Genomic DNA, 24,486 nt, shown 5'->3' on the forward strand with positions numbered 1-24,486 from the left:
GCCCCTACCGTCCCACGTGCCACGCCGCAAGCCCCCCACCGTGCAGACCCCTTCCTCCCGGACCCGGCCCGCCACGGCACCCGGAGCGCGGCTGCGCCCGCCGGTGCCGCGCGCACTGGCCTATGGCGTGGCGCTGGCCTGGTGCGGCCTGCCGCTGGCAGCCCTGGCGCAGGACAGCAGCCCCGCTGCGCCCAGTGCCTGGGACGCGCCGCCCGCCCTGCGCAGCTCGCCGCTGCTGCAGGAAAACATTCCCGAGGCGGTGCGCCCCAAGCTGCCGATCTTCGTCACCGGCGACCACATCAGCGGCCAGACCGACCTGAACGCCACGATCGAGGGCAACGCCGAGCTGCGCCGGGGTGACACGGTGATCCGCGCCGACCGCCTGGACTACGACGTACCCGAGGACCTGGCCAAGGCGCGCGGCTCGGTGCGCATCAACCGCGCCGGCAATGTCTACGAGGGCACGGCGCTCGACCTCCGGGTGGAGGCCTTCGAGGGCTTCTTCAACGACGCGCGCTACCGCTTCCTGGCCACCCAGGCCCATGGGGACGCCACGCGCGTGGACTTCATCGACCGCCAGCGCTCCATCGTCCACGACGCCACCTACACCACCTGCCAGAAGGGCGACGAGGCCTCCTGGCAGCCCGACTGGGTGCTGCGCGCCAAGACCATCCGCATCGACCGCGAGGAAGAAGTGGGCACGGCCGAGAACGCGGTGCTGGAGTTCAAGGGCATCCCGCTGCTACCAATCCCGCGCATCACCTTCCCGCTGTCCGACAAGCGCAAGTCGGGCCTGCTGCCCCCCTCCTTCGGGCTGGACAGCCGCGACGGCGTGGCCTACTCGCAGCCCTACTACTGGAACATCGCCCCGAACCGCGATGCCACGCTGCGCGCGGCCCTGCTGTCCAAGCGCGGCGCCAACCTGGGTGGCGAGTTCCGCTACCTGGAGCCCACCTACAAGGGCGAGATCAGCGGCGACTACATGCCCTCGGACCGCCTGCGCGACCGCGACCGCTGGGGCTTCACGGGCAAGCACGACGCCCTGATCGCCTCGCCCGTGGGCGGGCTGAACCTGAGCCTGAACCTCAACCGGGTGAGCGACGACAACTACTGGCGCGACTTCGGCCGGGTCTCCGAGCCGCTGCGCCAGCGCCTCTTGCCCGGCGATGCCACGCTGACCTGGGGCGCCGGCGACATGTCGGTGCGGGCACGCGCCCTCAAGTGGCAAACGCTACAGGACGTGTCGGCGCCCATCGTGCCGCCGTATGACCGCATGCCACAGCTGGTCTGGCGCTACGAGCCGACGATGCTGCCCGGCGGCTTCGACGCCAGCGTCGAGCTGGACACCACGCGCTTCCAGGCCGACCGCTTCCTGACCAAGCAACCCGATGCCAACCGCTCGTTTGCGGTGGCGCAGATCAGCCGGCCGTTCCTTGCGCCAGCCGGCTTCATCACGCCGCGCCTGCAGCTGCACACCACGCAGTACCAGTTCGATGGCCCGCTCAGCGATGGCTCGCGCTCGGCCAACCGCTCGCTGCCGACCTTCAGCCTGGACAGCGGCCTGGTGTTCGAGCGCGATGCCAGCTTCTTCGGCCGCTCCTTCCTGCAGACCCTGGAGCCCCGGGCGTTCTATACCTATACGCCCTACCGCGACCAGAGCAAGCTGCCGCTGTACGACACGGCGCTCAACGACTTCAACTTCGCCACGATCTACACCGAGAACTCGTTCGGCGGCAACGACCGGCTGGCGGACAACAACCTGCTGACCATGGGCGTGACCACGCGCCTGATCGACCCCGACTCGGGCGCCGAGGCGGCGCGCTTCGGCGTGGCGCAGCGCGTACGCTTCTCGGACCAGCAGGTGACGCTGCCGGGTGCCGCCCCGGTGAGCGAGCGGCTGTCGGACATCCTGGTGGGCGCAGGCATCAACTGGACGAAGAACTGGGCCTACGACTCCACGGTGCAGTACAACCCCAAGACGCGGCGCTCCATCCGTTCGACCGTCGGTGCGCGCTACAGCCCGGGCAACTACCGCACGGTGAGTGCCGCCTACCGCTTCCAGCGCGGCACCAGCGAGCAGATCGACATCGGCTGGCAGTGGCCACTCAACGACCTGTGGGGTGACAAGGGCCAGGACCTGGGACCCGGCCGTGGCCAGGGCCCCGGCCGCTGGTACACCATCGGCCGCCTGAACTTCAGCATGCAGGACCGCAAGCTGGTGGACAGCGTGGTCGGCCTCGAATACGACGGCTGCTGCTGGATCGGCCGCGTGGTGCTGGAGCGCCTGCAGAACAGCGTCTCCACCTCCAACACCCGCCTGTTGTTCCAGATCGAGTTCGTCGGGTTCTCCCGCCTCAGCCTGGGCTCCAGCCCCCTCGACACCTTCAAGCAGAATGTGCCGCGCTACCAGAACCTGCGCGACCAGGTTGGCTCGCCCAGCCGCTTCAGCAACTACGACTGACTGACACCGCCATGAACCACCGTGTTTCCGCACTGGCACTTGCCTGCCTGGCCGCCCTCGCCTCCGGGGGCGCATTCGCGCAAGGCCTGCGCATCCAGGGCAATACCGGCCGCCCGGCCGCTGCTGCCCCGGCACTGAGCCTGCCCGTGCCGGCTGCGAACCAGGGCCCGCAATCGGCCGACTTCATCGTGGCGGTGGTCAACTCCGAGCCCGTCACCAACAACGAAGTGCGCGCGCGCCTGGCCCGGGCCGAGCAGCAGCTGGCGCAGCAGCAGGGCGCCAACCGCCCCCCGCGCGACCTGCTGGCGCGCGAGGTGCTCGAACGCCTGATTCTGGAAAAGGCCCAGATGCAGCTGGCCAAAGAAAGCGGCGTGAAGGTCGAGGAATTCGCCCTCAACCAGGCCGAGCAAGGCATTGCCCAGCAGAACGGGATGACGCTGGACGACATGCACCGGCGCCTGGCCCGCGATGGCACCAGCAAGGAGCGCTTTCGCGAGGAGCTGCGCAGCCAGTTGCTGATACAGCGCCTGCGCGAGCGCGATGTGGACGCCAAGGTCCGGGTCAATGACCAGGACATCGACCAGTTCCTGCGCGAGCAGCAGTCGGGCGCTGACGCCTCGTCCATGGAGATCAACCTCGGCCACGTGCTGGTGCTGGTGCCCGAGAACGCCACGCCCACCCAGGTAGCGCAGCTGCAGGCCCGCGCGCAAAGCGCGGCCGACAAGGCACGTGCCGCAGGCAGTGACTTTGCCGCCGTGGCGGCCGAGTTCTCCGATGCGCCCGAAGGCAAGCGCGCCGGGGGCCTGCTGGGCCTGCGCCCGGCCGACCGCTATCCCGACCTGTTCGTCAACTCCGTGCAGGGCCAACCCGTGGGCGGCATCGTCGGTCCTGTGCGCTCGCCCGCAGGCTTTCACGTCCTGAAGGTGGTGGAGCGCAATGTGGCCGGCCTGCCGTCCACCGTGGTACAGAACCACACGCGGCACATCCTGCTGCGCACCAGCGCGCAACTGACCGAAGCCGCAGCCGCCGCGCGGCTGGCCGACTACCGCCGCCGCATCCTGGCCGGGCAGGCCGATTTCGCGGCCCTGGCGCGCGAACATTCGGTGGATGGCAGTGCCAAGCAGGGCGGCGACCTGGGCTGGGCCAGCCCCGGCCGCTATGTGCCCGAGTTCGAGCAGGCGCTCAGCACGCTCAAGCCCGGCGACATCAGCGAACCCCTGGTCTCGCGCTTTGGCGTGCACCTGATCCAGCTCATGGAACGCCGCGAGGCCAAGCTCACGCAGCGCGAGCAGCGTGACATGGTGCGAGACGCCGTGCGCGAGAAGAAGGTCGAGGAAGCCTACGCCACCTGGGCGCAGGAGTTGCGCGGCCGCGCCTATGTCGAGTACCGGGAACCACCGCAATAAATATGGCCCCCACGGTCGCGCACTGCGTGTCGCTCCCTGCCCCCCGAGGGGGCCGCACCTTGCTTGGGGCGGCCCGGCGCAAGGTGAGGGCCCCCACGCTCCCCACTGCGTGTGGTTCGCTGCCCCCCGAGGGGGCTGGCCTTGCTTGGGGCGGCCCGGCGCTGCGGCCGGCCCGCCCTCGCACCACGCACTGCGGGTGATCGATCAGGTGAGCTCCGCAAAGGGTGGGGTTTCGGGGTCGCCAGCTCAGTAGCCCTGCGCCAGCCGATGGTGCATCATTCGCCGAACGGGCCCGGCATCCGGGCACTTTGCTTCTTTCCCCACGCGGGCCGGCAGGCCATACGCACATGCAATTGACATGAAACACATTCCCCGCAAGCGCTTCGGCCAGCATTTTCTGTCCGACAAGGGCATCATCGATGGCATCGTGGATGCCATCGCGCCGCAGGCGGGCCAGCCCATGGTGGAGATCGGGCCGGGGCTGGCGGCGCTGACGCAGCCGCTGGTGGAGCGGCTGGGGCGTCTGACGGTGATCGAGCTGGACCGCGACCTGGCGCTGCGGCTGCGCCTGCATGGACAGCTCGAAGTCATCGAGTCGGACGTGCTCAAGGTGGATTTCACGCAGCTCGCCCAGGACTGGCGTGCGCGCGTGGAGCAGCCGGCACTGAAGCTCAGGGTGGTGGGCAACCTGCCCTACAACATCTCCACGCCCATCCTGTTCCACCTGCTCGCGCATGTGGCGGTGATCGAAGACCAGCATTTCATGCTGCAAAAGGAAGTCATCGACCGCATGGTCGCCAACCCCTCCACCTCGGACTATGGCCGCCTGTCGGTGATGCTGCAATGGCGCTATGCGATGGAGAACGTGCTGTTCGTGCCGCCCGAGAGCTTCGACCCGCCCCCACGCGTGGACAGCGCCGTGGTGCGCATGGTGCCCCGGGAGGCACCGGTCGCCCTGAACGAGCGCTTGCTGGAAGAACTGGTGCAGGTGGCCTTCAGCCAGCGCCGCAAGCTGCTGCGCCACACCCTGGGCCGCTGGCTCGAAGCCAAGGCCTACCCCGGCACCTTCGATACCCAGCGCCGCGCCGAGGAAGTGCCCGTGGACGAATACGTGGCCCTGGCGGCCACGCTAAGTCAGAAATCCTGAGTTTCCACCAAGCGTGCGGTGGTTGAACGCGCGCAGCCCAAGCCAGGGCAGCCGTGCAAGGGCCGCCCCGCCGCACTGGCTGCGTCCCCCTTCCCGAATTGCGCTAGCAATTCGAGAGAAGGGGTGAAGGCGCGTACGCGCCTCAGGGGGATGTACCGAGTTATGCCGCGCTGAGCCAGTAGCCGGCGTTGAAAGGGCTGCTCATGCGCAACGCCAGGGGGGACACGTCCACCAACTTGTCAGTGGGCATCTTTTCGGCGGGGTCGGCGGGGATCTCGATGCCCTGGACCTTGGTCTGTGCTTCGTTAGCCTCGTTCGCCCGTTCTGCTTGGCTGGTGGATGCAGAACGGGCTACAGAAAAGAATAGAAACAGCGGAACGGGATCTTGCGGTCGCTCCAGTAGTCGGCCGCATCGCGGAAGATATCGAGCAGTTGCTCACGCGCTTCCTTGTCGAACTTGCCCGTGGCCGGGATCTGTTCGAGCACCACGATGAAACCGGGCTGCGGGCCCGATTTGTGCAAGGGATCCGTCATGCAGTCGTACAGCGCGTCGAAATTCTTGCCGAAGTGCGACGGAAAGGTGAACTGCCCGGCGATCAGGTCCAGCACGTCCTGCTTGGACTGCGCGTGGGCCAGATTGGCGTACAGGAAATGTTGGCCCAGGGAAGTGGCAGCATCCTGCAGGTCCTGCACGCGGAAGGCGCGGATGGACTGCACGATGTTGGTGCGCACGCCACGAAGTGGCGTTTCCAGGTCTTTACGAAGTGGCGTCTGCATCTCCGCTACTCTTTCTTTATAAAGTCCAAAAACTTCGGGTATCCGCCAGTCCACGGGGGCCGACTGCCGGTTGGGGGATTCAAGAGCGCGCACCATTCACGGCCGGAAAACCGGCCGTTGCGTGGTGCATCGGGCGTCATTTTTCGATGATTTCGCGAAAACTGGCGTAGTGGTCGCTGGTGTAGTAGCAGGCGTCCGGTACCCGGGGCTTGCCGCCACACACGATACGCCGGGCTCCCCGGTCGCGCGAACCTGGTGTTCTGACGGTGTATTCACGGTAGTAGCCGCGCTTGTAGGCGGGCAACAGCCGCTCTCGATTGCCGAAAACCGATCCGTCCTTGTCGTACGGAAACGGGCCTCCTTCACGGATCAGCGCATACGTTGCACGCCCCTGGGGCGGCAACTCGGCCAGTGCGATAGGGGTGGTGGAACCGTGGGTGGAGGGGGATTGGCGGGCCTGCCCCACCATCGGGGAAAGAGCAAACGCAACACCCACCACACACAAAAACCCTGCTTTGCGCGCCCGGGTGGCTACAGCCTTCAGCATCAACAACACCTTTCAGAAACTACGGGTTAACCCGAAATTTCGAGCCCGTAGTGTGACTCAATGGTCCCCAAAAAGCAAGCGCCTGCACAAAGATTGGGCAGGCGCTGGGGGGTGTTGCAAGCAATATAAGTTAGTGCTTGCTATCGTTCGGTAGCTTATCGCGATGCGTTCGCATCGGCCACGGTGAGGGCTGTCATGTTGACGATGCGGCGCACCGTGGCACTCGCCGTCAGGATATGCACCGGCTGCGCAGCACCCAGCAGCACGGGGCCGATCGCGATATTGCCGCCGGCCGCCGTCTTGAGCAGGTTGTAGGAAATATTGGCGGCGTCAATATTGGGCAGCACCAGCAGGTTGGCGTCGCCGATGAGATCGCTGTGCGGCATGATGGCCGCGCGCGCCTTGCCGTCCAGGGCCACGTCGCCGTGCATCTCGCCATCCACCTCCAGCCAGGGGGCCTGCACGCGCAGCAGTTCCAGGGTCTGGCGCATCTTCACCGCGCTGGGCTGGTTGCTGCTGCCGAAGTTGGAGTGCGAGAGCAGGGCGGCGCGCGGCTTGATGCCAAAGCGCATCATCTCCTCGGCCGCCATCACGGTGATCTCGGCCAGTTGCTCGGCCGTGGGATCGTAGTTGACGTGCGTGTCCACCAGGAACACCTGGCGGTCGGGCAGCAACAGGCCGTTCATGCAGGCATAGGTACACACGCCCGCGCGCTTGCCGATCACCTGGTCGATGTAGTTCAGGTGCAGGGCGGTGTGGCCCCAGGTACCCACGATCAGGCCATCGACCTCGCCCTTGTGCAGCAGCATGGAGCCGATCAGGGCCAGGCGGCGGCGCATCTCGATCTTGGCGATCTGCACCGTCACGCCCTTGCGCTCGGTCATGCGGTGGTAGGTCTGCCAGAAATCGCGGTAGCGGTGGTCCTGCTCGACGTTGACGATGTCGTAGTCCACACCCTCGCGCAGGCGCAGGCCGAACTTCTGGATGCGCTCGGCGATCACGGCGGGGCGGCCGATCAGCGTGGGGCGTGCGATGCGCTCATCGACCACGATCTGGGCGGCGCGCAGCACGCGCTCTTCCTCGCCTTCGGCATAGGCCACGCGCTTCTTGCTGGCGGCCTTGGCGGCGGCGAAGATGGGCTTCATCATGGTGCCCGAGGCGTAGACGAAGCTTTGCAGCTGGTCACGGTAGGCATCCATGTCGGTGATGGGGCGCAGGGCCACGCCGCTGTCGGCGGCGGCCTGGGCCACGGCCGGGGCGATCATCATCATCAGCCGCGGATCGAAGGGCTTGGGGATCAGGTACTCGGGGCCGAAGGCCAGTTGCTCACCCACGTAGGCAGCGGCCACCACCTCGCTCTGCTCGGCCTGGGCCAGTTGGGCGATGGCATGCACCGCAGCGATCTCCATCTCCAGCGTGATGGTGGTCGCACCACTGTCCAGCGCCCCGCGGAAGATGTAGGGGAAGCACAGGACGTTGTTGACCTGGTTGGGGTAGTCCGTGCGGCCGGTGGCCATGATGGCGTCGTCGCGCACGGCCTTCACGTCTTCGGGCTGGATCTCGGGGTTGGGGTTGGCCAGCGCGAAGATCAGCGGACGTGGCGCCATCTTGCGCACCATGTCCTGCTTGAGCACGCCACCGGCGGACAGGCCCAGGAACACGTCGGCACCCTCGATCACTTCGCTGAGCGTGCGCGCCGAAGTCTTCTGCACGAACTGGATCTTGTCCTCGTCCATGAGTTCGGTGCGGCCTTCGTAGACCACGCCGGCCAGGTCGGTCACCCAGATGTTTTCGCGCCGGATGCCCAGCTTGACCAGCAGGCCCAGGCAGGCCAGGGCGGCCGCGCCGGCACCCGAGGTCACGAGCTTGACGTCCTCTGGATTCTTGCCCGCCACCTTCAGGCCGTTGAGGATGGCGGCGCCAACCACGATGGCCGTGCCATGCTGGTCGTCGTGGAAGACCGGGATCTTCATGCGCTCGCGCAGCTTGCGCTCGATGTAGAAGCAGTCGGGCGCCTTGATGTCCTCGAGGTTGATGCCGCCGAAGGTGGGCTCCAGGCTGGCGATGATCTCGACCAGCTTCTCGGGGTCCTTCTCGTTGATCTCGATGTCGAACACGTCGATGCCCGAGAACTTCTTGAACAGCACGCCCTTGCCTTCCATGACGGGCTTGCCCGCCAGCGGGCCGATGTCACCCAGGCCCAGCACGGCCGTGCCGTTGGTCACCACACCGACCAGGTTGCCGCGCGCGGTGTACTTGAAGGCGGCGTTGGGGTCCTTGACGATCTCTTCACAAGGCGCAGCCACGCCGGGCGAATAAGCCAGCGCGAGGTCGTGCTGGTTGATCATCTGCTTGGTCGCCGCGATGGCGATCTTGCCGGGCTTGGGAAACTCGTGGTACTCGAGAGCGGCGCGGCGCAACTGGGCGCGCTTGTCAGGATGGTTGTTGTTGTTCTCGGCCGTGGTGTTCTCGGGCATTCAATTGTCTCCAGCTTGGGGTGTGCGCAAGGCGTCAGTCAGCTCTTGTAGGAACATGCTTACACGTTCCGGGGGAAGGGATTGTAGGCCGCGTTCGGTAAAAACCCTAGTAAGCGAATCTGCTTAGTTGGGTGGGACAGTTTTGCTGTCCGGGTTGGAAAGCGGCAGGCTAGCGGCTGCGCCAAATCCCTGCGCACCGTTGGGACAAGGCAGGACGCACCCTCCCCCGCAGGGCGGCACCGTCTCGCCAAACAGCGCCCCATGGCGCGGAACGGGGCCATGCCGGGAGCGTGCGACGCAGCGACTGCCGAGTACGGCCTTGAGCGTTTCGAACGGGATACCCACCGCTTGCATCCGCAGGAGAGTGATCCAATCGTTGGAGGAAGGCCGTTCCCTTTGCCAGAATGGGCAGGTTTCCACGATCTGACCACACAACTTACCGCCGGTTAACCACTGTGTACCCATTGCCAGAACCCTTTGCCCTGCGGGACCGGACCGATGCCGACCAGGCCTTTGTGCGGGCGCTGTATGGCTCCACCCGTGAGGACCTGCGGCAGGCCCTGCCGGATCCCGCGCAGTTGCTGCCCCTGCTGGCCATGCAGCAGAACGCGCAGGAAGCCGGGTTCCGCCACCAGTTCCCAAAGGCCCGCCAGTGGCTCCTGCTGCGCTCAGGCCTGCCCATTGGCCGTGTGGTGGTGGACGCCGCAGCGCAAGACCTGCGTGTGGTGGACGTCGCCATCGTCCCCGAGTCCCGCCGCAGGGGCGCCGCCACCGCCGTGCTGGAGGCGCTGCAGGCCCATGCCCTGGCGCACGGGCTGCCGCTGTGCCTGGCCGTGGCCCATGGCAACCACGCAGCGCACAGCCTGTACCGCAAGCTGGGATTCGCCACCACGTCCGAGGACGGAACCCACGCGCAGATGGTCTGGCGGGGGGAGCGCGCATGAACCCCAGCATCGCACCCACCCCCTACCTGAGGCTGCCCATGGCCTTCGACCTGGCCCGCCTGCAGGAAGACCTGCAGCGCGTGGCCCCTTCGGAATGGATCGGCCACTTCAACACCGCTGCCTACGAAAAAGGCTGGGGATGCGTGCCCTTGCGCTCGGTCGATGGCCGTGCGGACCACATCATGCCGGTGCATGGCGGCCGCTTCGAGGACACCCCCATCCTCGCGCGCTGCCCCTACTTCCAGCATGCCATCGACCAGTTCCAATGCGAGAAAACCTCCATCCGCCTGATGGGGCTGGAGGCCGCAGGGGTGATCCACGAGCACCGGGACCAGGGCGGCGCACTGGAAGACGGCCTGACCCGCCTGCACATTCCCGTGCAGACCTCGCCGCTGGCCACCTACCGCATCGAGGGCGAAGAGGTCCATTTCTCGGCCGGCGATGCCTGGTACCTCAATGCCAGTTGCCTGCACGGCGCCCACAACCGCAGCCCGCGGGCCCGCATCCACCTGATGATCGACTGCGTCACCAACCCGTGGCTGGAACAGCTGTTCCTGTCCGCCGGCGGGGTGCTGCGCGAAGGCCCGCCCTATGGCGATGCCTCCATCCACGACGGCAACGTGCTGCAGGTCATTGCCGCACTGCGCGCCGGCGGCCATGCCAGCGCAGCGCAGCTGGCCACCCGATTGCAGGAAACCCATGCTCGAAGAACAGGCACTGCTGCGCGGCCGTGAGGTGGGCCCGGCCGAGCGGCAATCGCTGCACGGCTGGTTCCCGGTGAGCCTGCAGCACGACCCGGCCACGGTCTGGTGGCGCTTCATGGGCGAGCAGCGCTTCACCGCCCCCTTCTTCGATGACAGCCTGGCCTGGCAGGCAGCGCCGGACCGCCGGGTCTGCAGCACCCCCCTGTCCGCACTGGAGGACCTGCCCGACAGCGTGCCCCCCGCGGCCTTCATCTTCCATGTCTCGCGCTGCGGCTCCACGCTGCTCACGCAGGCGCTGGCCACCTCGCCGCAGTGCATCGTGATGTCGGAGCCCCCGGCGCTCAACGCCTTCTTCCGGCTGCACCATCGGCACCCGGAGCACAGCGGCGGCGCCCGGACCTTGCAGCGGCTGGTGGCCGCCCTGGGGCAGCGGCGCAGCCCTGCGGAACGGCACCTGGTGATCAAGTTCGACTGCTGGCACCTGCCCTGGATTCCGTTCGTGCAGGCCGCGTTTCCGGGCACCCCCATCGTGTTCCTGTACCGCGAACCCCGCGAAGTGCTGGCCTCCCACCGCCGCCAGCGCGGCCGGCAGATGGTGCCGGGTTTGATCGACCTGTCGCGGCTGGCGGACATGCTGCGCCGGCCCGGTGCCCCGGAACTGGCCCCCGGAGACCTGGACGGCCATGCCATCCGGGTGCTCGAAAGCCTGTACCGCTGCGGGCTCGAGGCGGCGACCACATCGGACCTGGTGCTGATGGACTATGGGCAGCTTCCCACGGTGATCTGGCAGGGGCTGCAGGACACCCTGGGCATGGAGTGCAGCCCCACCGAACTGGCCGCGCTGCAGGCACGCGCGGGTTTTCACTCCAAGCACTCGCACGACCGCTTCGAAGGCGACCCGGTGCCAACGCACGCCAAGCCCCTGCCCCCCACGCCCGAACACCTGGGCGAGGCCCATCGGCTCTACCAGCGGCTGGAGCAGTTGCGGCGCGCGCGAAGCCCCGTCTGAACCCATGCCGGCCCGGTCCGGCAAGCTCTTGCGCCGGCGGACTGCGGCAGGCAAGCGACGAAGGCCCTCGGACCCTTGCGACGGGCAGCAGGGCCACCGCCAGCGCCGACGCCACCCCGGCCCAACTCCCGTATCTGCATACAACATCCCCGCGCAAGGCGCTACCGCGGGTCGTCAGCGCCCCTGTCACATGTGTATTCATTTGGCATTGGTGTTTCCATAAGTACATGGGCCATTAACTTACCCCCTGGTTTGTTGCTTCCGGTTGCGTATATTTCAATATGAGTGACCGAAATTCGGCATTTTGAGAAGTTTTACGCAATTGGGGCGACTTACGTTCCAGCCGCTTCAATTTAATGAATCTGTCATGAAGCGGATTGAAACTGCCGTTGGGTCTGAAATATTTCGAAGGATCCTCGGCAGCCTTGGTTCAAGGGGTTCAAAGACACGGCAGTAATGGGTCAAGAATATCCATCCATTGCATGGATGCAGCAGGACAAGCCACCCATTGGGTATGACGAACATGGACTGGAATTTGAAATGAAGAACTCCCCATTTCCCTGGGTGGCCCTGGTGGCGCTGGCTCCGGCGTGGGCCCACGGCGCGGGCAACCAGCAGACGGTCGAGCTGTCCGGCGGCGCCGTCAATGTGGCCGCCACGGGCGGCACCGCGGTGATGAATATCTCGTCCACCCAGGGCGCTCAGGTCATCAGCGGCAATTCGCAGCAGGTGGTGGTGCGCGGCACCGTGCTGAATGCCGCGACCTTTGGCGCCCACAGCGAATTGAATATCGCCTCCCGCACGGGGCCCGGTGCCGGCTCGGGCAGTCAGGTCATATCGGTCCAGGGCCCGGTCGTCAACCAGGCCACTGGCAAAGGCGTGAAAAGTGTCGTGAATATTGGCGGAAGATAATTTCGCCAAAATCTCCGGTCGGTTATTGAAAATCAACCGGATTCCCCCGTGGCAGCCATTATCTATTTGGCGCCTTTCTTCTATCGTTATCAATGGAGTTCATTATGCAAAAGACTTTCGCACTGGCTATTTCCGCTCTGGTCCTCGTCGCTGGCGCTGCCCACGCAGAAGTGAAAATCGGCGGCAATAACAACCAGAAGGTGACCGTGCAAAACGGCGCCGTGGCCAACATGGCCTTCGGTGCCTCCACTGCCAAGCAGAACCTGGCGTCCAACAAGGGCAACGTCAAGATCGGCGGCAACAACAACCAGGAAGTTTCCGTGAAGAACGGCGCCGTCGCCAACATGGCCTTCGGTGCTTCCAAGGCCGAGCAGAACCTTGCCTCCAACGACGGCAAGTAATTCAGCGGCGCGTTCTGCGCCCTGACCCTTCAAGGCAGAAGAACAAGGCGTGCAGTAGCGCTGCTGCGCGCCCTGGCGTACCTGTCCAAAACCTTTTGTGGATCCATCCGGCAGAAGGCTTTGAACAGGTTCTAAAGAGGAGAAGCACCCATGAAACCCCACCGTCTCGCCGCGCTGTGCCTGGCCGGCGTCTGCGCCGCCGCCGCGTCTTCGTCCGTTCTGGCCCAGACGCCCGTTCAGAAGCCCCCGGCCGGGCGCAGCGGGCTCGACCCCGCCTCGCGCACCAAGGTCACCAACGTGCTCTCGCGCACCCGCATCGATGCCGAGGACACGCTGGCCACGGTGGACCGCAAGCTCGTCACCGGCCCCAGCGGCAGCAGCTGCGCCACCAACATCGGCGCGCCCAAGGTGCCCGAGGGCGACAGCGGCATCGGCAACCGCTTCGGCACCGCCAACAACGACCAGGTCATCGTGGTGCAGGGCCCCGTGATCAATCTCTGCAAATAACAACCTCACCACCACCGGTTCCGAGCATGAAGAACAACAACAGCACCCAACACCCGCGCCGCCCGCGCCACCTCCTGGCCCTGTCCTCCCTGGCGCTCCTGATGTCCGGCTGCGCGATCCAGCCCAGCGTGAGCGACCGCGTGAACATCATCGAACAGGGCACCGTGGAGCAGGCGCCCCTGGTCACGCCGAGCAAGTCCGGCTCCGTGCTGCGCGAAGGCCTGGCCTGCATGGACCGCATGCTGGCCGCCGAGAACACGCCCACCACGCTGATCGCCGTCAAATCCATCCCCGACCCCTCGGGCCTGTTCAGCACCGGCACCAAGGAGATGCTGATCACCGCGCTGTCGCGCATGTCGCGCACCAGCCAGGCCTTCCGCGTGGTGGACTACGAGGTGGACGCGCTGCGCCAGGACACGGTGCAGACCCTCACCAGCCTGCTGCTCAACAACAACCAGATGGAGCTGCGCAAGCCGCAGATGTACATCTCGGGCGCCATCAGCTTCGGCGACAAGACCGTGGTCTCCAAGCGCCAGAGCCTGGGCATCTCCACCGCCGCCACCGACACCGGCTACAGCTGGGACGTGCTGGGCAGCGCCGTGGGGCTGGACCTGCACCTGGGGGACATGAACACGCGCACGCTGTACTCGGGCATCGAATCGGCCAACGAGCTCATCGTCGCCACCGGCGGCAAGGCGGTGGAGATCGGTGCCAAGGCCACTGGCCTGCCCAAGCACATCTACCGCGTGGGCGTGCAGTACGAGGTGGCGGCCGACAACAACCAGGGCGCCGGTGCCGCCATCCGCCTGCTGGTGGACCTGGCCGCCATCGAGCTGGTGGGCAAGTGGGCCAAGGTGCCGTACTGGGACTGCATCGACTACGAACAGAACCACCCCGAGTTCATGCGCCAGATGCGCGCCTGGTTCGACGAGGCCAGCGTTGCCGAGCGCTGGACCCTGGCACAGCGCGTGCTGCAGACGCACGGCATCTGGAGCGGCACGGTCGAGGGCACGGATTCGCCTGCCTTCCGCAAGGCCGTCACCCAGTACCAGGCCTCGCAGGACCTGACGCCCGTGGGCGTGGTCAACTTCGAGACCTACACCCGGCTGATGCGCAGCTTCGTGGGCATGTCGGCCGAGGGCAAGCTGCGCAAGCCCGAATACGCCGACGACAAGCTGGTGGCGCGCCCCAGCGGCCTGCCGGCCAACGAGCCCGATCCGCGCAGCATTGCCCTGAGCATGGTCGGCCGCAAGGACCGCGACCTCAAGGTCGGCGAATCCATCGTGGTGCGCGTGGTGCCGCCGCGCACCGGCTACCTGTACTGCTACTACCAGGACGCGGGCGGCTCCATCAGCCAGGTCTACCCGAACCCGATGCAGCCCTCGGCCACGGTGCAGGGCCGCACCAGCGTGCTGATCCCCGACATCAGCAAGCCCAACTCCTTCCTGATCGAGACGGCGCGCGGCGGTACCGAGAACATGTTCTGCGCCATGACGGCCCAGCCGCTCAAGGGCCAGGTCCCTGCCGCCCTGACCAGTGCCAACCTGGAGCCGATCAAGAGCGTGACCAGCCTGGCCCAGGTGCAGGGCGCCTTCGAGCAGGCCGGCGTCGGCGTGATGAGCACCTCGCTCGACTGGAACGTGCAGGCCCCCGAGCCCGCACCGGCCGCCGGCCGCGTCCGCAGCAACCCCAACCGGCCTGCCAAATGAGCACGGCCCGCCTGCCCCCCCGGGCACGCCCGCCGACCGGGCACGCAGGGCGGCCCTGCGCTGGTCCCTGGCCGCCTGCTGCGTGGCCGCCGCGGGCGCCGCCCAGGCGGTGATCCAGCTGCCCTCGGCGCAACCGGCATCGGCCCCGCAAGGCGGTGCGGCCCGCGCCCCCCAGGCACCGGGCAGTTCGCTGCGCCTGCCCTCGGCCAATACCGGGCAGGTGCTCGACGGCCTGATCGAGGCGGCCAACGCCGGTGATGCCGACGCCATGGTGCAAGTGGGCATGTACTACCACGCCAACCCCGGCCTGCCCCAGGCCGCGGCCACGGCCCGCCGCTGGTGGGGTCGCGCCGCCGATGCCGGCGACGTGCGCGGCATGGCCGGCTTCGGCTACCTGTTGGGCGTGGACAATGCCGGCGGCATGCGCGACCTGTCCGCTGCCCGTGAATGGCTGCAGAAAGCCCGTGCCGCCGGCCTGGTGCGCGCCACCTACATCGAGTCACTGCTCGAAGGCCAGATCACCGGCCCGCGCAAGCTGCGCGACGCCCGCCGCCTGCTGGAGCAGGCCGCCCAGGACGGCGACCCCCTGGCCATGAACGACCTGGCCGTGGCCTGGGAGCTCGATGGCAGCCTGGAGCGGGCACGCGAGATGTACGTGCTGGCCGCGGCCCAGGGCTACGGCATTGCCCGCGCCAACTACCTGCGGCTGGAGCGCCAGAACCGCTCCAGCGAATCGGCCACGCTGGCCCGGCTGCGCACCCTGTCGGACGACGGCAACGCCGACGCCACCCTGCAATTGGCCCAGCTCTACCACCAGGGCAAGGGCGGCGTGCAGCGTGACTTCGCCCAGGCCATCCAGCTGTACCGGCGCGCGGCCGACAGCGGTTCGCGCAGCGCGCGCGAATTCCTGGCGCTGGTCTTCAGCCGCTCCGCGCGCGACAACCCGGCGCGCGGCGTGGATGCCGCCTGGATGGAGGAACTGGCCACGCGCATCAATGCCCGCACCGACGCCGGCAAGGAGGGCCGGGACATGCTCTCCGACCGCCCGCGGCGCAGCGAGGACGCGCTGTGGAATCTCACCAGCTTACGTTGGACACCGCCTGTTACCGCCGAACCCGCTGTCTCCCCTTACAGTCCAGCCCGCGCTCCGGCCGAGGGCCTGCCGATTGACGAATGACCAAGGAAATCCAGAGATGAAGAAGCACCCCCTTGCCACCACCCTGATCGCCCTCACGGCCGTCGCAGCCTGCATGCCGCTGGCCCATGCCCAGCGCAACCTCGCCTCCAACGGCTCCGGCACGGTGATCGCCGGGGACAACAACGCCTCGGTGGTCGTCAACGGCCAGCAGGTGATCACCGCCACCGACGGCAATGCCCGCGTGGAGACCACGGTGGGCGGCGGCGCCAACCGCGTGGTGGTGCAGGGCTCGTCGGTCACGGTGACCAACTCCGGCAACACCAAGCCCGCCCCGGCTGGCAAGGGTGGCAAAAGCGGTGACTACGTGAACAGCGACCTTTCGGGCCGCAATTTCGCGGGGGCCCAGCTGGCCGGCCGCAAGTTCACCAATGTGGACCTGTCGCGCGCCAACCTCTCGGGCGCCGACCTGCGCGGCGCCGAGTTCGTCAACGTGAGCCTGGAGCAGGCCGACCTGCGCGGCGCCAACCTCTCGGGCGCGAAGATGGTCAATGTGGACCTGGACGCCGCACAGCTCGAAGGCGCGACCTGGACTGACGGCCGCCGCTGCCGCGCCGCCTGCTGACACGGGCCCGGCCATGAAAAAACGGCCCCGCGGGGCCGTTTGTCTTGTGGGACGCCGTCGAATCAGCGGCTGCTCGGGAAGCTGAACACCGCGCCTTCGCGCACGCCGGCCGAGGGCCAGCGCTGGGTGATGGTCTTGCGCTTGGTGTAGAAGCGCACGGCATCGGGGCCGTAGGCGTGCAGGTCGCCGAACAGGCTGCGCTTCCAGCCGCCGAAGGAGTGGTAGGCCACCGGCACGGGCAGGGGCACGTTCACGCCCACCATGCCAACCTGGATGTGGTCGGTGAAGTAGCGCGCGGCCTCGCCGTCGCGCGTGAAGATGCAGGTGCCGTTGCCGTACTCGTGCTCGTCGATCAGCTTCATGGCTTCCTGCAGCGTCTTCACGCGCACCACGCCGAGCACGGGGCCGAAGATTTCCTCCTGGTAGATCTTCATGCCGGGCTTGACGTTGTCGAACAGGCAGGCACCCAGGAAGTAGCCGTCCTCATGGCCGGGCACCGTCACGCCGCGGCCGTCGACCACCAGCGTGGCACCCTCGGCCACGCCGCTGTCCACATAGGACTTGACCTTCTCGAAGTGGGGTTTGGTCACCAGCGGACCCATGTCGTTGCCGTTGTCGGTGCCGGGGCCGACCTTCATCTTGGCGATCTCGACCTTGAGGCCTGCCACAACGGCATCACCGGCCTCGTCACCCACGGCCACCACCAGCGGGATGGCCATGCAGCGCTCGCCGCAGCTGCCATAGGCCGCGCCCATGAGCGCGCTCACGGCATTGCCGATGTCGGCGTCGGGCATCACGATGGCGTGGTTCTTGGCGCCGCCCAGGGCCTGCACGCGCTTGCCGTTCTTGCAGCCTTCGGCGTAGATGTACTCGGCGATGGGGGTGGAGCCGACGAAGCTCACGGCCTTGACGCGCGCGTCCTGCAGCAGCGTGTCCACGGCCAGCTTGTCACCATTGACGACGTTGAGCACGCCCGGTGGCAGGCCGGCTTCCAGCGCCAGCTGGGCGATGAACAGCGTGCTGCTCGGATCGCGCTCGGAGGGCTTGAGCACGAAGGTGTTGCCGCAGGCGACGGCCATGGGCCACATCCACAGCGGCACCATGGCCGGGAAGTTGAAGGGCGTGATGCCCGCCGCCACACCCAGCGCCTGGAACTCGCTCCACGAGTCGATGCCGGGGCCGACATTGCGGCTGTGCTCGCCCTTGAGCAGCTCGGGCGCATAGCTCGCGTACTCCACGTTCTCGATGCCGCGCTGCAGCTCGCCGTGCGCATCGCTGAGCACCTTGCCGTGCTCGGCCGTGATCATGGCGGCGATCTTGTCGGCGTTCTCTTCGAGCAGCACCTTGAGCTTGCCCATGACGCGGGCACGCTTGAGCGGCGGCGTGTTGCGCCAGGCCGGGAAGGCGGCCTCGGCCGAGGCGATGGCGCGCTCCACCGTGGCCTTGCTGGCCAGGGCGACGTTGGTGGTGGACTGGCCCGTGGCCGGGTTGAAGACCGGCTGCGTGCGCTCGGTATCGGCAATGATCTGGCCGTCGATCAGGTGGCCGACGGTGGTGGTGACGCTCTTGTCGTGGTTCATGGCAAAGGAATGGCTAAAAAATGGAACTCAGGCGGTTTCCGCCAGGGCGTCGCCCAGGGCGTTCACGAGGCGGTCGATCTCGGCCTTCTCGCTGATGAAGGGGGGCGCCAGCTGGATGGTGTCGCCACCGTAGCGCACGTAAAAGCCCTTCTTCCAGCAGTTCATCGCGATCTCGTAGGGGCGGCGTGCCGGCTCGCCGGGCAGCGCGGCGATGGTGATGCCCGCGGCCAGGCCGTAGTTGCGGATGTCGAGCACATGCTTGCTGCCCTTGAGGCTGTGTACGGCCTGCTCGAAGTGCGGGGTCAGCGCGTTCACACGGCCGATGGCGTCTTCGCTCTGCAGCAGGTCCAGCGCGGCGATGCCGGCGGCACAGGCCACGGGGTGGGCCGAGTAGGTGTAGCCGTGCGGGAACTCGAGCATGTACTCGGGGCCGCCCGCGGCCATGAAGGTGTCGTAGATGTCCTTGCTGGCCACCACGCCGCCCAGGGGCTGCGCGCCATTGGTGACCTGCTTGGCGAAGTTCAGGATGTCCGGCGTCACGCCGAAGGCCTCGGCACCGGTCCAGGCGCCCGAGCGGCCGAAGGCGGTGATCACCTCGTCGAAGATCAGCAGGATGTTGTTCTGCGTGCAGATCTCGCGCAGGCGCTGCAGGTAGCCCACGGGCGGGATCACCACGCCGGCCGAGCCCGAGAAGGGCTCGACGATCACGGCCGCGATGTTCGAGGCATCGTGCAGCGCGATCACGTCCAGCAGGCGGTCGGCCAGTTCCTTGCCGGTGGGCGGCATGCCCTTGTGGAAGGAGCCGGCGGCCGGCTGGGTGTGGGGCAGGTGGTCGGCTTCGACGCCCTGGCCGAAGAGCTTGCGGTTGGCCGCGATGCCGCCCACCGAGATGCCGCCGAAGTTCACGCCATGGTAGCCCTTTTCGCGGCCGATCAGGCGCGTCTTGCTGGCCTGGCCCTTGGCGCGCCAGTAGGCGCGCGCCATCTTGAGCGAGGTGTCGGCCGCTTCCGAGCCCGAGCCCGTGAAGAACACGTAATCGAGGCCGTCGGGCGTGATGGCCTTGATGCGGTTGGCCAGCTCGAACGAGAGCGGGTGGCCGAACTGGAAGGCCGGCGCGTAGTCGAGCTTCATTGCCTGCTTGCCAATGGCCTCGGCGATCTCGCGGCGGCCGTGGCCCAGGCCGGTGCACCACAGGCCCGACAGGCCGTCGAAGATCTTGCGGCCGTCCGAATCGGTGTAATAGGCGCCGCTGCCCTCCACGATCATGCGCGGAGCCGCCTTGAACTGGCGGTTGGCGGTGTAGGGCATCCAGTGGGCGTCGAGCCAGGCGGCGCCCAGGCGGTCGCCGCCAGCGTCGGAAGCGGGTTTTTCGATGTTGACGAAGCTCATGGGAATCTCCAGTGCAAGGCAGCCGCGCAGGGCCGGGCGAAAAGCAGGTTTCAGGCGGATTGTTGTCCCCGGTGTTAATCTCTCAAATAGTGCAATATCAATGTTTACTTGCGCGTTTATGCAAGCAACACCCAGACCGCCATGAACACCAAGAACCGTGCCGTGCTCGGCCAGCTCAGCGACATGGACCTGCGCCTGTTGCAGGTGTTCAAGGCCGTGGCCGAGTGCGGGGGCATGTCGGCCGCCGAGCTGGAGCTGAATATCGGCACCAGCACCGTGAGCCGCCACGTCAAGGACCTGGAGACCCGCCTGGGCCTGACCCTGTGCCGGCGCGGCCGGGCGGGCTTCGCCCTCACGCCCGAGGGCCAGCGCGTCTACGACGAAACCCTGCGCCTGCTGGCCTCGGTGCAGGGCTTTCGCAATGCGGTGGACGACATCCATGCGCGCATGGGCGGGCAGCTGGCGGTGGCCGTGTTCGACAAGACCGCCACCAACCCCGCCGCGCGCATCGGCCAGGCCATCGCCGCCTTTGCCGAGCAGGCGCCCGATGTGCATCTGCAGATGCACGTGGGCACCATCAACGCCATCGAGCGCGGGGTGATCGACGGCACCTTCCAGGTCGGCATCATCCCGGCGCACCGCGCCTCGCAGAGCCTGCTGTACACCGACCTGTTCACCGAGACCATGCTGCTGTACTGCGGTGCGGGCCACCCGCTGTTCGGGGTCCACGATCCCTCGCTCGACTGGGAGGCGCTGCGCCACCAGCCCTTCGCCGGCCTGGGCTACCACTCGCCCAACATGGAGCTGAGCCACCAGGCACGCCTGTCGCGCACCGCCACGGGCTTCGACCAGGAGTCGATCGCCACGCTCATCCTTTCGGGCCGCTACCTCGGTTTTCTGCCCGACCACTATGCCGAGGTCTACGAGCGGCGCGGCCTGATGCAGGCCGTGCAGCCCGCGCTGCTGCGCTACAGCTGCCAGTTCGTCGGCCTGCTGCGGCGCTCGCCCGAGCCCTCGCGCGCGGCCCAGGCCTTCCAGCAGTGCCTGGCGCAGGCCCACGGGGTGGGCTGACAGTTCAACCGCCGAGCGCAGGCAATTGCTGGCGGCGGAACTCGGCCGGGGTGCAGCCCGCCTCCCGCCGGAAGAACTTGCTGAAATGGGTCGCCTCGTCGAAGCCCAGGCGCTCGGCGATGTGCGTTACCGGCACTCCGGTATGCAGCAGCAGGCGCTTGGCCTCCAGGCAGATGCGCGCGGCGATGAAGGCCTTGGCGCTGGTGCCGGCCGCGGCGCTGGCGGCACGCGCCAGGCTTTTTTCCGTGCAGCCCAGCGGGCCGGCGTAGTCCGCGACCTGGTGCCACTGGGCAAAGCGCTGCTCCAGCAATTGCCGAAAGCGCTCGAAGCGCTGCAGCGCACGGTGGTTCGCGGGCTCGCGCTGGGCGCGCTGGCTGCGCTGGCCGTGGGCGATGGCCAGCCGCGCGAGCAGGGCATACAGCTGGTAGCGCAGCAGCGCGTGCAGGTCCTGCGCCGGCGCATCGGCCGCCGCGTCCACGCGCATCTGCACGATCGCATCCGCCACCGTGCGGGCCTCGCCGTCGCCCAGCGCCAGGTGCACGGGAAACCGCTCCAGCCCGACCACCAGGCGCAGGTCACTGGCCGGCGCAGCACCGGCCGCGAGCAGGAATTCCGGGCGCAGCAGCATGACCCACCCGTCCCAATCCTGCGCCGGCCCGAAGTGGTGGGCCTGCCCGGGCCGGATGGCCAGCAACGATCCGGGCGCGCAGGGCATGGGCTCGAAGTCGATCACTTGCGTGCAGCTTCCTTGGGTGACCAGCACCAGCATGTGGAAGGCGTAGCGGTGGGTGCGCAGAACCTCGCCCTCGGGGCCGCGTTGGCGCAGGTCGGACATCGGGAAGACTTCCAGGTCCAGCCCGTAGGCCCCGGGCGGGCGGTAGTCGAAGCGTTCGATGTCGGCGGCGCTCCATGTTTTCTTCGCGGCCATCACTTTCCCTGGGTTGCAGTGCTGCTCGCATTTTGTCCGATAAGTGTCTTTCTTTGGCTTGGGGATACCGTGCTTTCCCGCACCCCCAGTCCAATAATTGCCCATCTTCAACACCTGCAAAGAGCCCCATGTCCGCCATCGATATCGCCAAAAACTACATCCGCGCCGCCCAGACCGGCGACCAGGCCCTGCTGGCCAGCACCGTGTCGCCCTCCGTCGTCTGGCACCAGCCCGGCGCCAACCGCTTCTCGGGCACGCACCGGGGACTGGCCGCCGTGGGGGCGATGATCGGGGGCATGATGGAAGTGTCCCAGGGGAGCTTTGCCATCACCGAGGCCAGCCACTACATGGAGAACGGCGACTGGGTCGCCGTCAGCATCCGCTTTGGCGGCGAACGCGAGGGCGCCCGCCTGGAGCAAGCGGGCGTGGACCTGCTGCGCATCGCGGACGGCCAGGTCGCCGAGGTGTTTCTCTTCTCCAGCGACCCGGCGCAGGAAGACCGCTTCTGGGGCCAGTGACCATTCCGGCAGGATGGGTGGTATCGCGCGAAATCCGGGGGCACGGGATAATCCGGCCATCCCCCGCCACCGCGAGCACTCCACCATGGCCTCCATTTCCTCGATCGGCGCTTCCGGCATGCAGGCCGCCCAGTTGCGCCTGGATGCCTCGGCCAACAACGTGGCCAACATGAACACGCCGCGCTACCAGCGCCAGGTGGTGGAGCAGGAAGCCACGCCCGGCGGTGCCGGCGTCACCGGCTCCGTGCGCCGAAGCCAGGAAGAAGGCGTGGCGCTGGAGAAGGAGGCCGTCGAGCAGATCTCGGCCACCTACGCCTTCAAGGCCAATCTGCAGGTGGTAAAGACCCAGGACCAGATGATGGGCTCGCTGCTCGACGTGAAGGCTTAATCACTCCCTGAGTCGCTTCGCGCCTTCACCCCTCTCTCGACCCGCTGCGCGAGTCGGGAGGGGGACGCCCCCAGCGCACGCCAGCGAAGCGCCGCATGCGCAGCTCGGCGGCCCTTGCGCGGGGGCACTGGCTTGGGCCGCGCCAGTTTCATGCGCGGCGTCCCGGATAGCAGAAATGAAAAAGGCGGCCCTCGGGCCGCCTTTGTTTTTTGGCGCCGTGCGCTCTAGCGCAACTCGCCGTACTGCGTGCTGCTCAGGTCCGGGCCGCGCTCTTCGGCGCCGGGCATTTCCGTGTCCTCGAAGCCCGTTGCATTGGGCGGCCGGGGGCGGATGGGGCCCGAGCGCACCGGGGCGCCGCCGGGGCGTGCCGGGGTGACCGGCACGGGGTTGGTGCCTGCAGCATCGGCCAGGGCGCGCTTGAAGGCAGCCACTTCGTCGGCCTCGATGGGCTCGAAGCGCGGCACCGGGCGGGTGGCTTCGTAGTCCACCGGCGCAGGGGAGCGCGGTGCCGTGCCCGTCAGCGGGGCCGGGGCTGTGGCCACGGGCGCTGCGGCGCGCAGCGGTGCCGGGCGCGAGATGGGGGCAGATGGCGTGGCCGTCAGCGGCGCAGGGGCCGACACCGGTGGCAGCGGGCGGCGCACAGCGGCCGCCGCCGCGGGGGCCTGCGTGCCCACAGGCAGGGCCGCACCCAAGGGGGCGATGCCCTTTTGCGGAATGCCCACCGCCACATGGTCATTGATGCGCCAGTACACGGCGGTCACCAGGATGTCGTAACGCGTCTTGGCGGTCTGGGCGATCAAGGCCTCAATCTCGGACAGGCGCACGGTCTCGCCGCCGTATTCGCGCGCCAGGTCCATCATCACCAGGAACTGGCGGCCCCGCTGGTCCAGCGAGAGCACCTTGAACTTGTAGCTGGCCGAGAGCACGCCGGCACGCACCATGGCGTCGCGCACCACGGTGTACAGCAGCTCGCGGCGCTCCATGCGCTCGTTCTTGCGGTTGGCGGCGTGCTCGGGCGGCAGGGTATCGAGCAGGGGCTTGCCCTGGCGGCCCGCAGCCAGGGGCACCGTGGCATCGGCGTTGAGCAGGCCCGAAGGCTCCGACGCCGCATTGGGCCGGGGCTTGGGCGGTGCCGGTTTGCGGCTGAACCAGCTGAACAGTGACATGGCTTGCTTTCCTCGGGGTGCGCCTGCAGTGGGTTGTCCGATTCAAGTGTACCGCGAGCCCTGCACCGCCAACGAAGCCACCGGTCCCGAAAGGGCTGCCGGCTGACAGGGGTGTCAGGTCGCCGCAACGCGCCGACGGCGATTGCCCAGGCGCTTGGCCAGTACCGAACCAGCCGCCATGGCCAGACCCAGGGCAATCGCGGGCTGCCGGTTGGTCAACTCGGTAAAACGGATGGCCGTCAGGCTCCACAGCTTGCAAGGCCCGGTGGCCTGCACCGTGGCGCTGCGCGCCCGGTGCGAAAAGAACGCCCCCTCGCCGAGCACCGAGCCCGGGCCCACGATGGCCAGGCGCAAGCGCTCCTTCTCGTCCTGGAAATGCACGCTCAGGCTGCCGCTTTCCACGAAGTACAAGGTGCGGTCGCTCGTGCCCTGGGTGAACAGCACATGCCCCGTGGGCAGGATGCAGGGCAGAAGGTAAGAAGCGACGGTATCCCACTGCGCGGGCGTGAGCGGGTTGGTCATGCTGTCGTCGGCACTGGCCTGGGCGATGGCATCGATCAGGCCCTGCAGATCGGCTTTGGTGGCAGCGGGGGATAGGACGTTCATGGTTGTTCTTAAAGTAACCCTGTTACAGGTTGCGCACAAGCGCTGTTTACGTCCGTTTACAACAAAAGAACGCGCGCAG

23 protein-coding genes are annotated in these 24,486 nt (G+C 67.5%); 15 read left to right on the forward strand and 8 right to left on the reverse strand.

The window, feature by feature from the left end; translation table 11 throughout:
* The first annotated feature begins 40 nt into the window (after positions 1-40).
* The 3 genes from AC0IZS_RS08275 to rsmA all read left to right on the forward strand — a co-directional run bounded on the left by AC0IZS_RS08275 (position 41) and on the right by rsmA (position 5,014).
* On the forward strand, positions 41-2,461 hold the full coding sequence (locus AC0IZS_RS08275) for an LPS-assembly protein LptD (protein WP_471635191.1): 2,421 nt from the start codon (positions 41-43) through the stop codon (positions 2,459-2,461).
* An 11-nt stretch (positions 2,462-2,472) separates the two neighbouring features.
* Positions 2,473-3,867, forward strand: coding sequence for a peptidylprolyl isomerase (locus AC0IZS_RS08280; RefSeq protein ID WP_471635192.1), 1,395 nt, complete (start codon positions 2,473-2,475; stop codon positions 3,865-3,867).
* 358 nt (positions 3,868-4,225) lie between these two features.
* The gene (gene rsmA, locus AC0IZS_RS08285) at positions 4,226-5,014 is read left to right on the forward strand and encodes a 16S rRNA (adenine(1518)-N(6)/adenine(1519)-N(6))-dimethyltransferase RsmA (protein ID WP_471635193.1); all 789 of its coding nucleotides are present in this window, start codon (positions 4,226-4,228) and stop codon (positions 5,012-5,014) included.
* 351 nt (positions 5,015-5,365) lie between these two features.
* Here rsmA and AC0IZS_RS08290 read toward each other — a convergent pair whose 3' ends face one another.
* From AC0IZS_RS08290 to AC0IZS_RS08300, 3 genes are all read right to left on the reverse strand, one after another.
* Complete coding sequence (locus tag AC0IZS_RS08290) at positions 5,366-5,791, reverse strand: barstar family protein (protein ID WP_007854744.1); 426 nt, start codon at positions 5,789-5,791, stop codon at positions 5,366-5,368.
* A gap of 136 nt (positions 5,792-5,927) precedes the next feature.
* Entirely contained in the window at positions 5,928-6,338 is a 411-nt protein-coding gene (locus AC0IZS_RS08295) for a guanyl-specific ribonuclease (protein WP_007854746.1), read from the reverse strand.
* Between the two features lie 155 nt (positions 6,339-6,493).
* On the reverse strand, positions 6,494-8,815 hold the full coding sequence (locus AC0IZS_RS08300; protein WP_007854748.1) for an NADP-dependent malic enzyme: 2,322 nt from the start codon (positions 8,813-8,815) through the stop codon (positions 6,494-6,496).
* A 464-nt stretch (positions 8,816-9,279) separates the two neighbouring features.
* On the opposite strand from AC0IZS_RS08300, the gene AC0IZS_RS08305 reads away from it, so the two are divergent.
* The 9 genes from AC0IZS_RS08305 to AC0IZS_RS08345 all read left to right on the forward strand — a co-directional run bounded on the left by AC0IZS_RS08305 (position 9,280) and on the right by AC0IZS_RS08345 (position 16,761).
* Positions 9,280-9,759, forward strand: a complete 480-nt coding sequence (locus AC0IZS_RS08305) for a GNAT family N-acetyltransferase (protein WP_471635194.1) — start codon at positions 9,280-9,282, stop codon at positions 9,757-9,759.
* The gene (locus AC0IZS_RS08310) at positions 9,756-10,493 is read left to right on the forward strand and encodes an aspartyl/asparaginyl beta-hydroxylase domain-containing protein (protein WP_471635195.1); all 738 of its coding nucleotides are present in this window, start codon (positions 9,756-9,758) and stop codon (positions 10,491-10,493) included. Before AC0IZS_RS08305 ends, AC0IZS_RS08310 begins: the two co-directional genes overlap by 4 nt.
* Entirely contained in the window at positions 10,459-11,472 is a 1,014-nt protein-coding gene (locus tag AC0IZS_RS08315; protein WP_471635196.1) for a hypothetical protein, read from the forward strand. The genes AC0IZS_RS08310 and AC0IZS_RS08315 overlap by 35 nt, the downstream gene beginning before the upstream one ends.
* Positions 11,473-11,928: 456 nt before the next feature.
* Positions 11,929-12,384: a hypothetical protein gene (locus AC0IZS_RS08320; protein ID WP_471635197.1), complete on the forward strand. Its 456-nt coding sequence runs from the start codon at positions 11,929-11,931 to the stop codon at positions 12,382-12,384.
* Positions 12,385-12,488: 104 nt separating this feature from the next.
* Positions 12,489-12,785: a hypothetical protein gene (locus AC0IZS_RS08325; protein ID WP_200961075.1), complete on the forward strand. Its 297-nt coding sequence runs from the start codon at positions 12,489-12,491 to the stop codon at positions 12,783-12,785.
* A gap of 150 nt (positions 12,786-12,935) precedes the next feature.
* Complete coding sequence (locus tag AC0IZS_RS08330) at positions 12,936-13,292, forward strand: hypothetical protein (RefSeq protein WP_471635198.1); 357 nt, start codon at positions 12,936-12,938, stop codon at positions 13,290-13,292.
* A gap of 26 nt (positions 13,293-13,318) precedes the next feature.
* Positions 13,319-15,001, forward strand: a complete 1,683-nt coding sequence (locus AC0IZS_RS08335; protein WP_471635199.1) for a DUF4384 domain-containing protein — start codon at positions 13,319-13,321, stop codon at positions 14,999-15,001.
* Positions 15,002-15,083: 82 nt separating this feature from the next.
* Positions 15,084-16,178, forward strand: coding sequence for a tetratricopeptide repeat protein (locus tag AC0IZS_RS08340; RefSeq protein ID WP_471635200.1), 1,095 nt, complete (start codon positions 15,084-15,086; stop codon positions 16,176-16,178).
* Positions 16,179-16,194: 16 nt separating this feature from the next.
* Positions 16,195-16,761, forward strand: a complete 567-nt coding sequence (locus tag AC0IZS_RS08345) for a pentapeptide repeat-containing protein (RefSeq protein WP_471635201.1) — start codon at positions 16,195-16,197, stop codon at positions 16,759-16,761.
* A 62-nt stretch (positions 16,762-16,823) separates the two neighbouring features.
* Here the strand turns inward: AC0IZS_RS08345 and AC0IZS_RS08350 are convergent, their stop codons facing one another.
* Together AC0IZS_RS08350 and aptA are read right to left on the reverse strand one after the other, a co-directional pair.
* Entirely contained in the window at positions 16,824-18,341 is a 1,518-nt protein-coding gene (locus tag AC0IZS_RS08350; protein WP_471635202.1) for a CoA-acylating methylmalonate-semialdehyde dehydrogenase, read from the reverse strand.
* Between the two features lie 27 nt (positions 18,342-18,368).
* Positions 18,369-19,730 (reverse strand): omega-aminotransferase AptA, encoded by a 1,362-nt coding sequence (gene aptA, locus AC0IZS_RS08355; RefSeq protein ID WP_471635203.1) that lies wholly within the window; start codon positions 19,728-19,730, stop codon positions 18,369-18,371.
* Between the two features lie 141 nt (positions 19,731-19,871).
* Between aptA and AC0IZS_RS08360 the strand changes: the two genes are divergently transcribed.
* Positions 19,872-20,801 carry a LysR family transcriptional regulator gene (locus AC0IZS_RS08360; RefSeq protein WP_471635204.1) on the forward strand — a complete coding sequence of 310 codons (930 nt, stop codon included), beginning with the start codon at positions 19,872-19,874 and terminating at the stop codon, positions 20,799-20,801.
* 4 nt (positions 20,802-20,805) lie between these two features.
* On the opposite strand, the gene AC0IZS_RS08365 is transcribed toward AC0IZS_RS08360, so the two are convergent.
* On the reverse strand, positions 20,806-21,729 hold the full coding sequence (locus AC0IZS_RS08365) for an AraC family transcriptional regulator (protein ID WP_471635205.1): 924 nt from the start codon (positions 21,727-21,729) through the stop codon (positions 20,806-20,808).
* Between the two features lie 128 nt (positions 21,730-21,857).
* Between AC0IZS_RS08365 and AC0IZS_RS08370 the strand changes: the two genes are divergently transcribed.
* Positions 21,858-22,247, forward strand: coding sequence for a nuclear transport factor 2 family protein (locus tag AC0IZS_RS08370; protein WP_471635206.1), 390 nt, complete (start codon positions 21,858-21,860; stop codon positions 22,245-22,247).
* An 85-nt stretch (positions 22,248-22,332) separates the two neighbouring features.
* Positions 22,333-22,635 carry a flagellar basal body rod protein FlgC gene (locus AC0IZS_RS08375; RefSeq protein WP_322590871.1) on the forward strand — a complete coding sequence of 101 codons (303 nt, stop codon included), beginning with the start codon at positions 22,333-22,335 and terminating at the stop codon, positions 22,633-22,635.
* 224 nt (positions 22,636-22,859) lie between these two features.
* On the opposite strand, the gene AC0IZS_RS08380 is transcribed toward AC0IZS_RS08375, so the two are convergent.
* Both AC0IZS_RS08380 and AC0IZS_RS08385 read right to left on the reverse strand, forming a co-directional pair.
* Positions 22,860-23,801, reverse strand: coding sequence for a hypothetical protein (locus AC0IZS_RS08380; RefSeq protein ID WP_471635207.1), 942 nt, complete (start codon positions 23,799-23,801; stop codon positions 22,860-22,862).
* A 114-nt stretch (positions 23,802-23,915) separates the two neighbouring features.
* A complete protein-coding gene (locus tag AC0IZS_RS08385) occupies positions 23,916-24,407 on the reverse strand; it encodes a Crp/Fnr family transcriptional regulator (RefSeq protein ID WP_471635208.1) in 492 nt (163 codons plus the stop codon).
* Positions 24,408-24,486 lie beyond the last annotated feature (79 nt).

The sequence above is a fragment of the Acidovorax sp. AC410 genome (genome assembly GCF_979253235.1).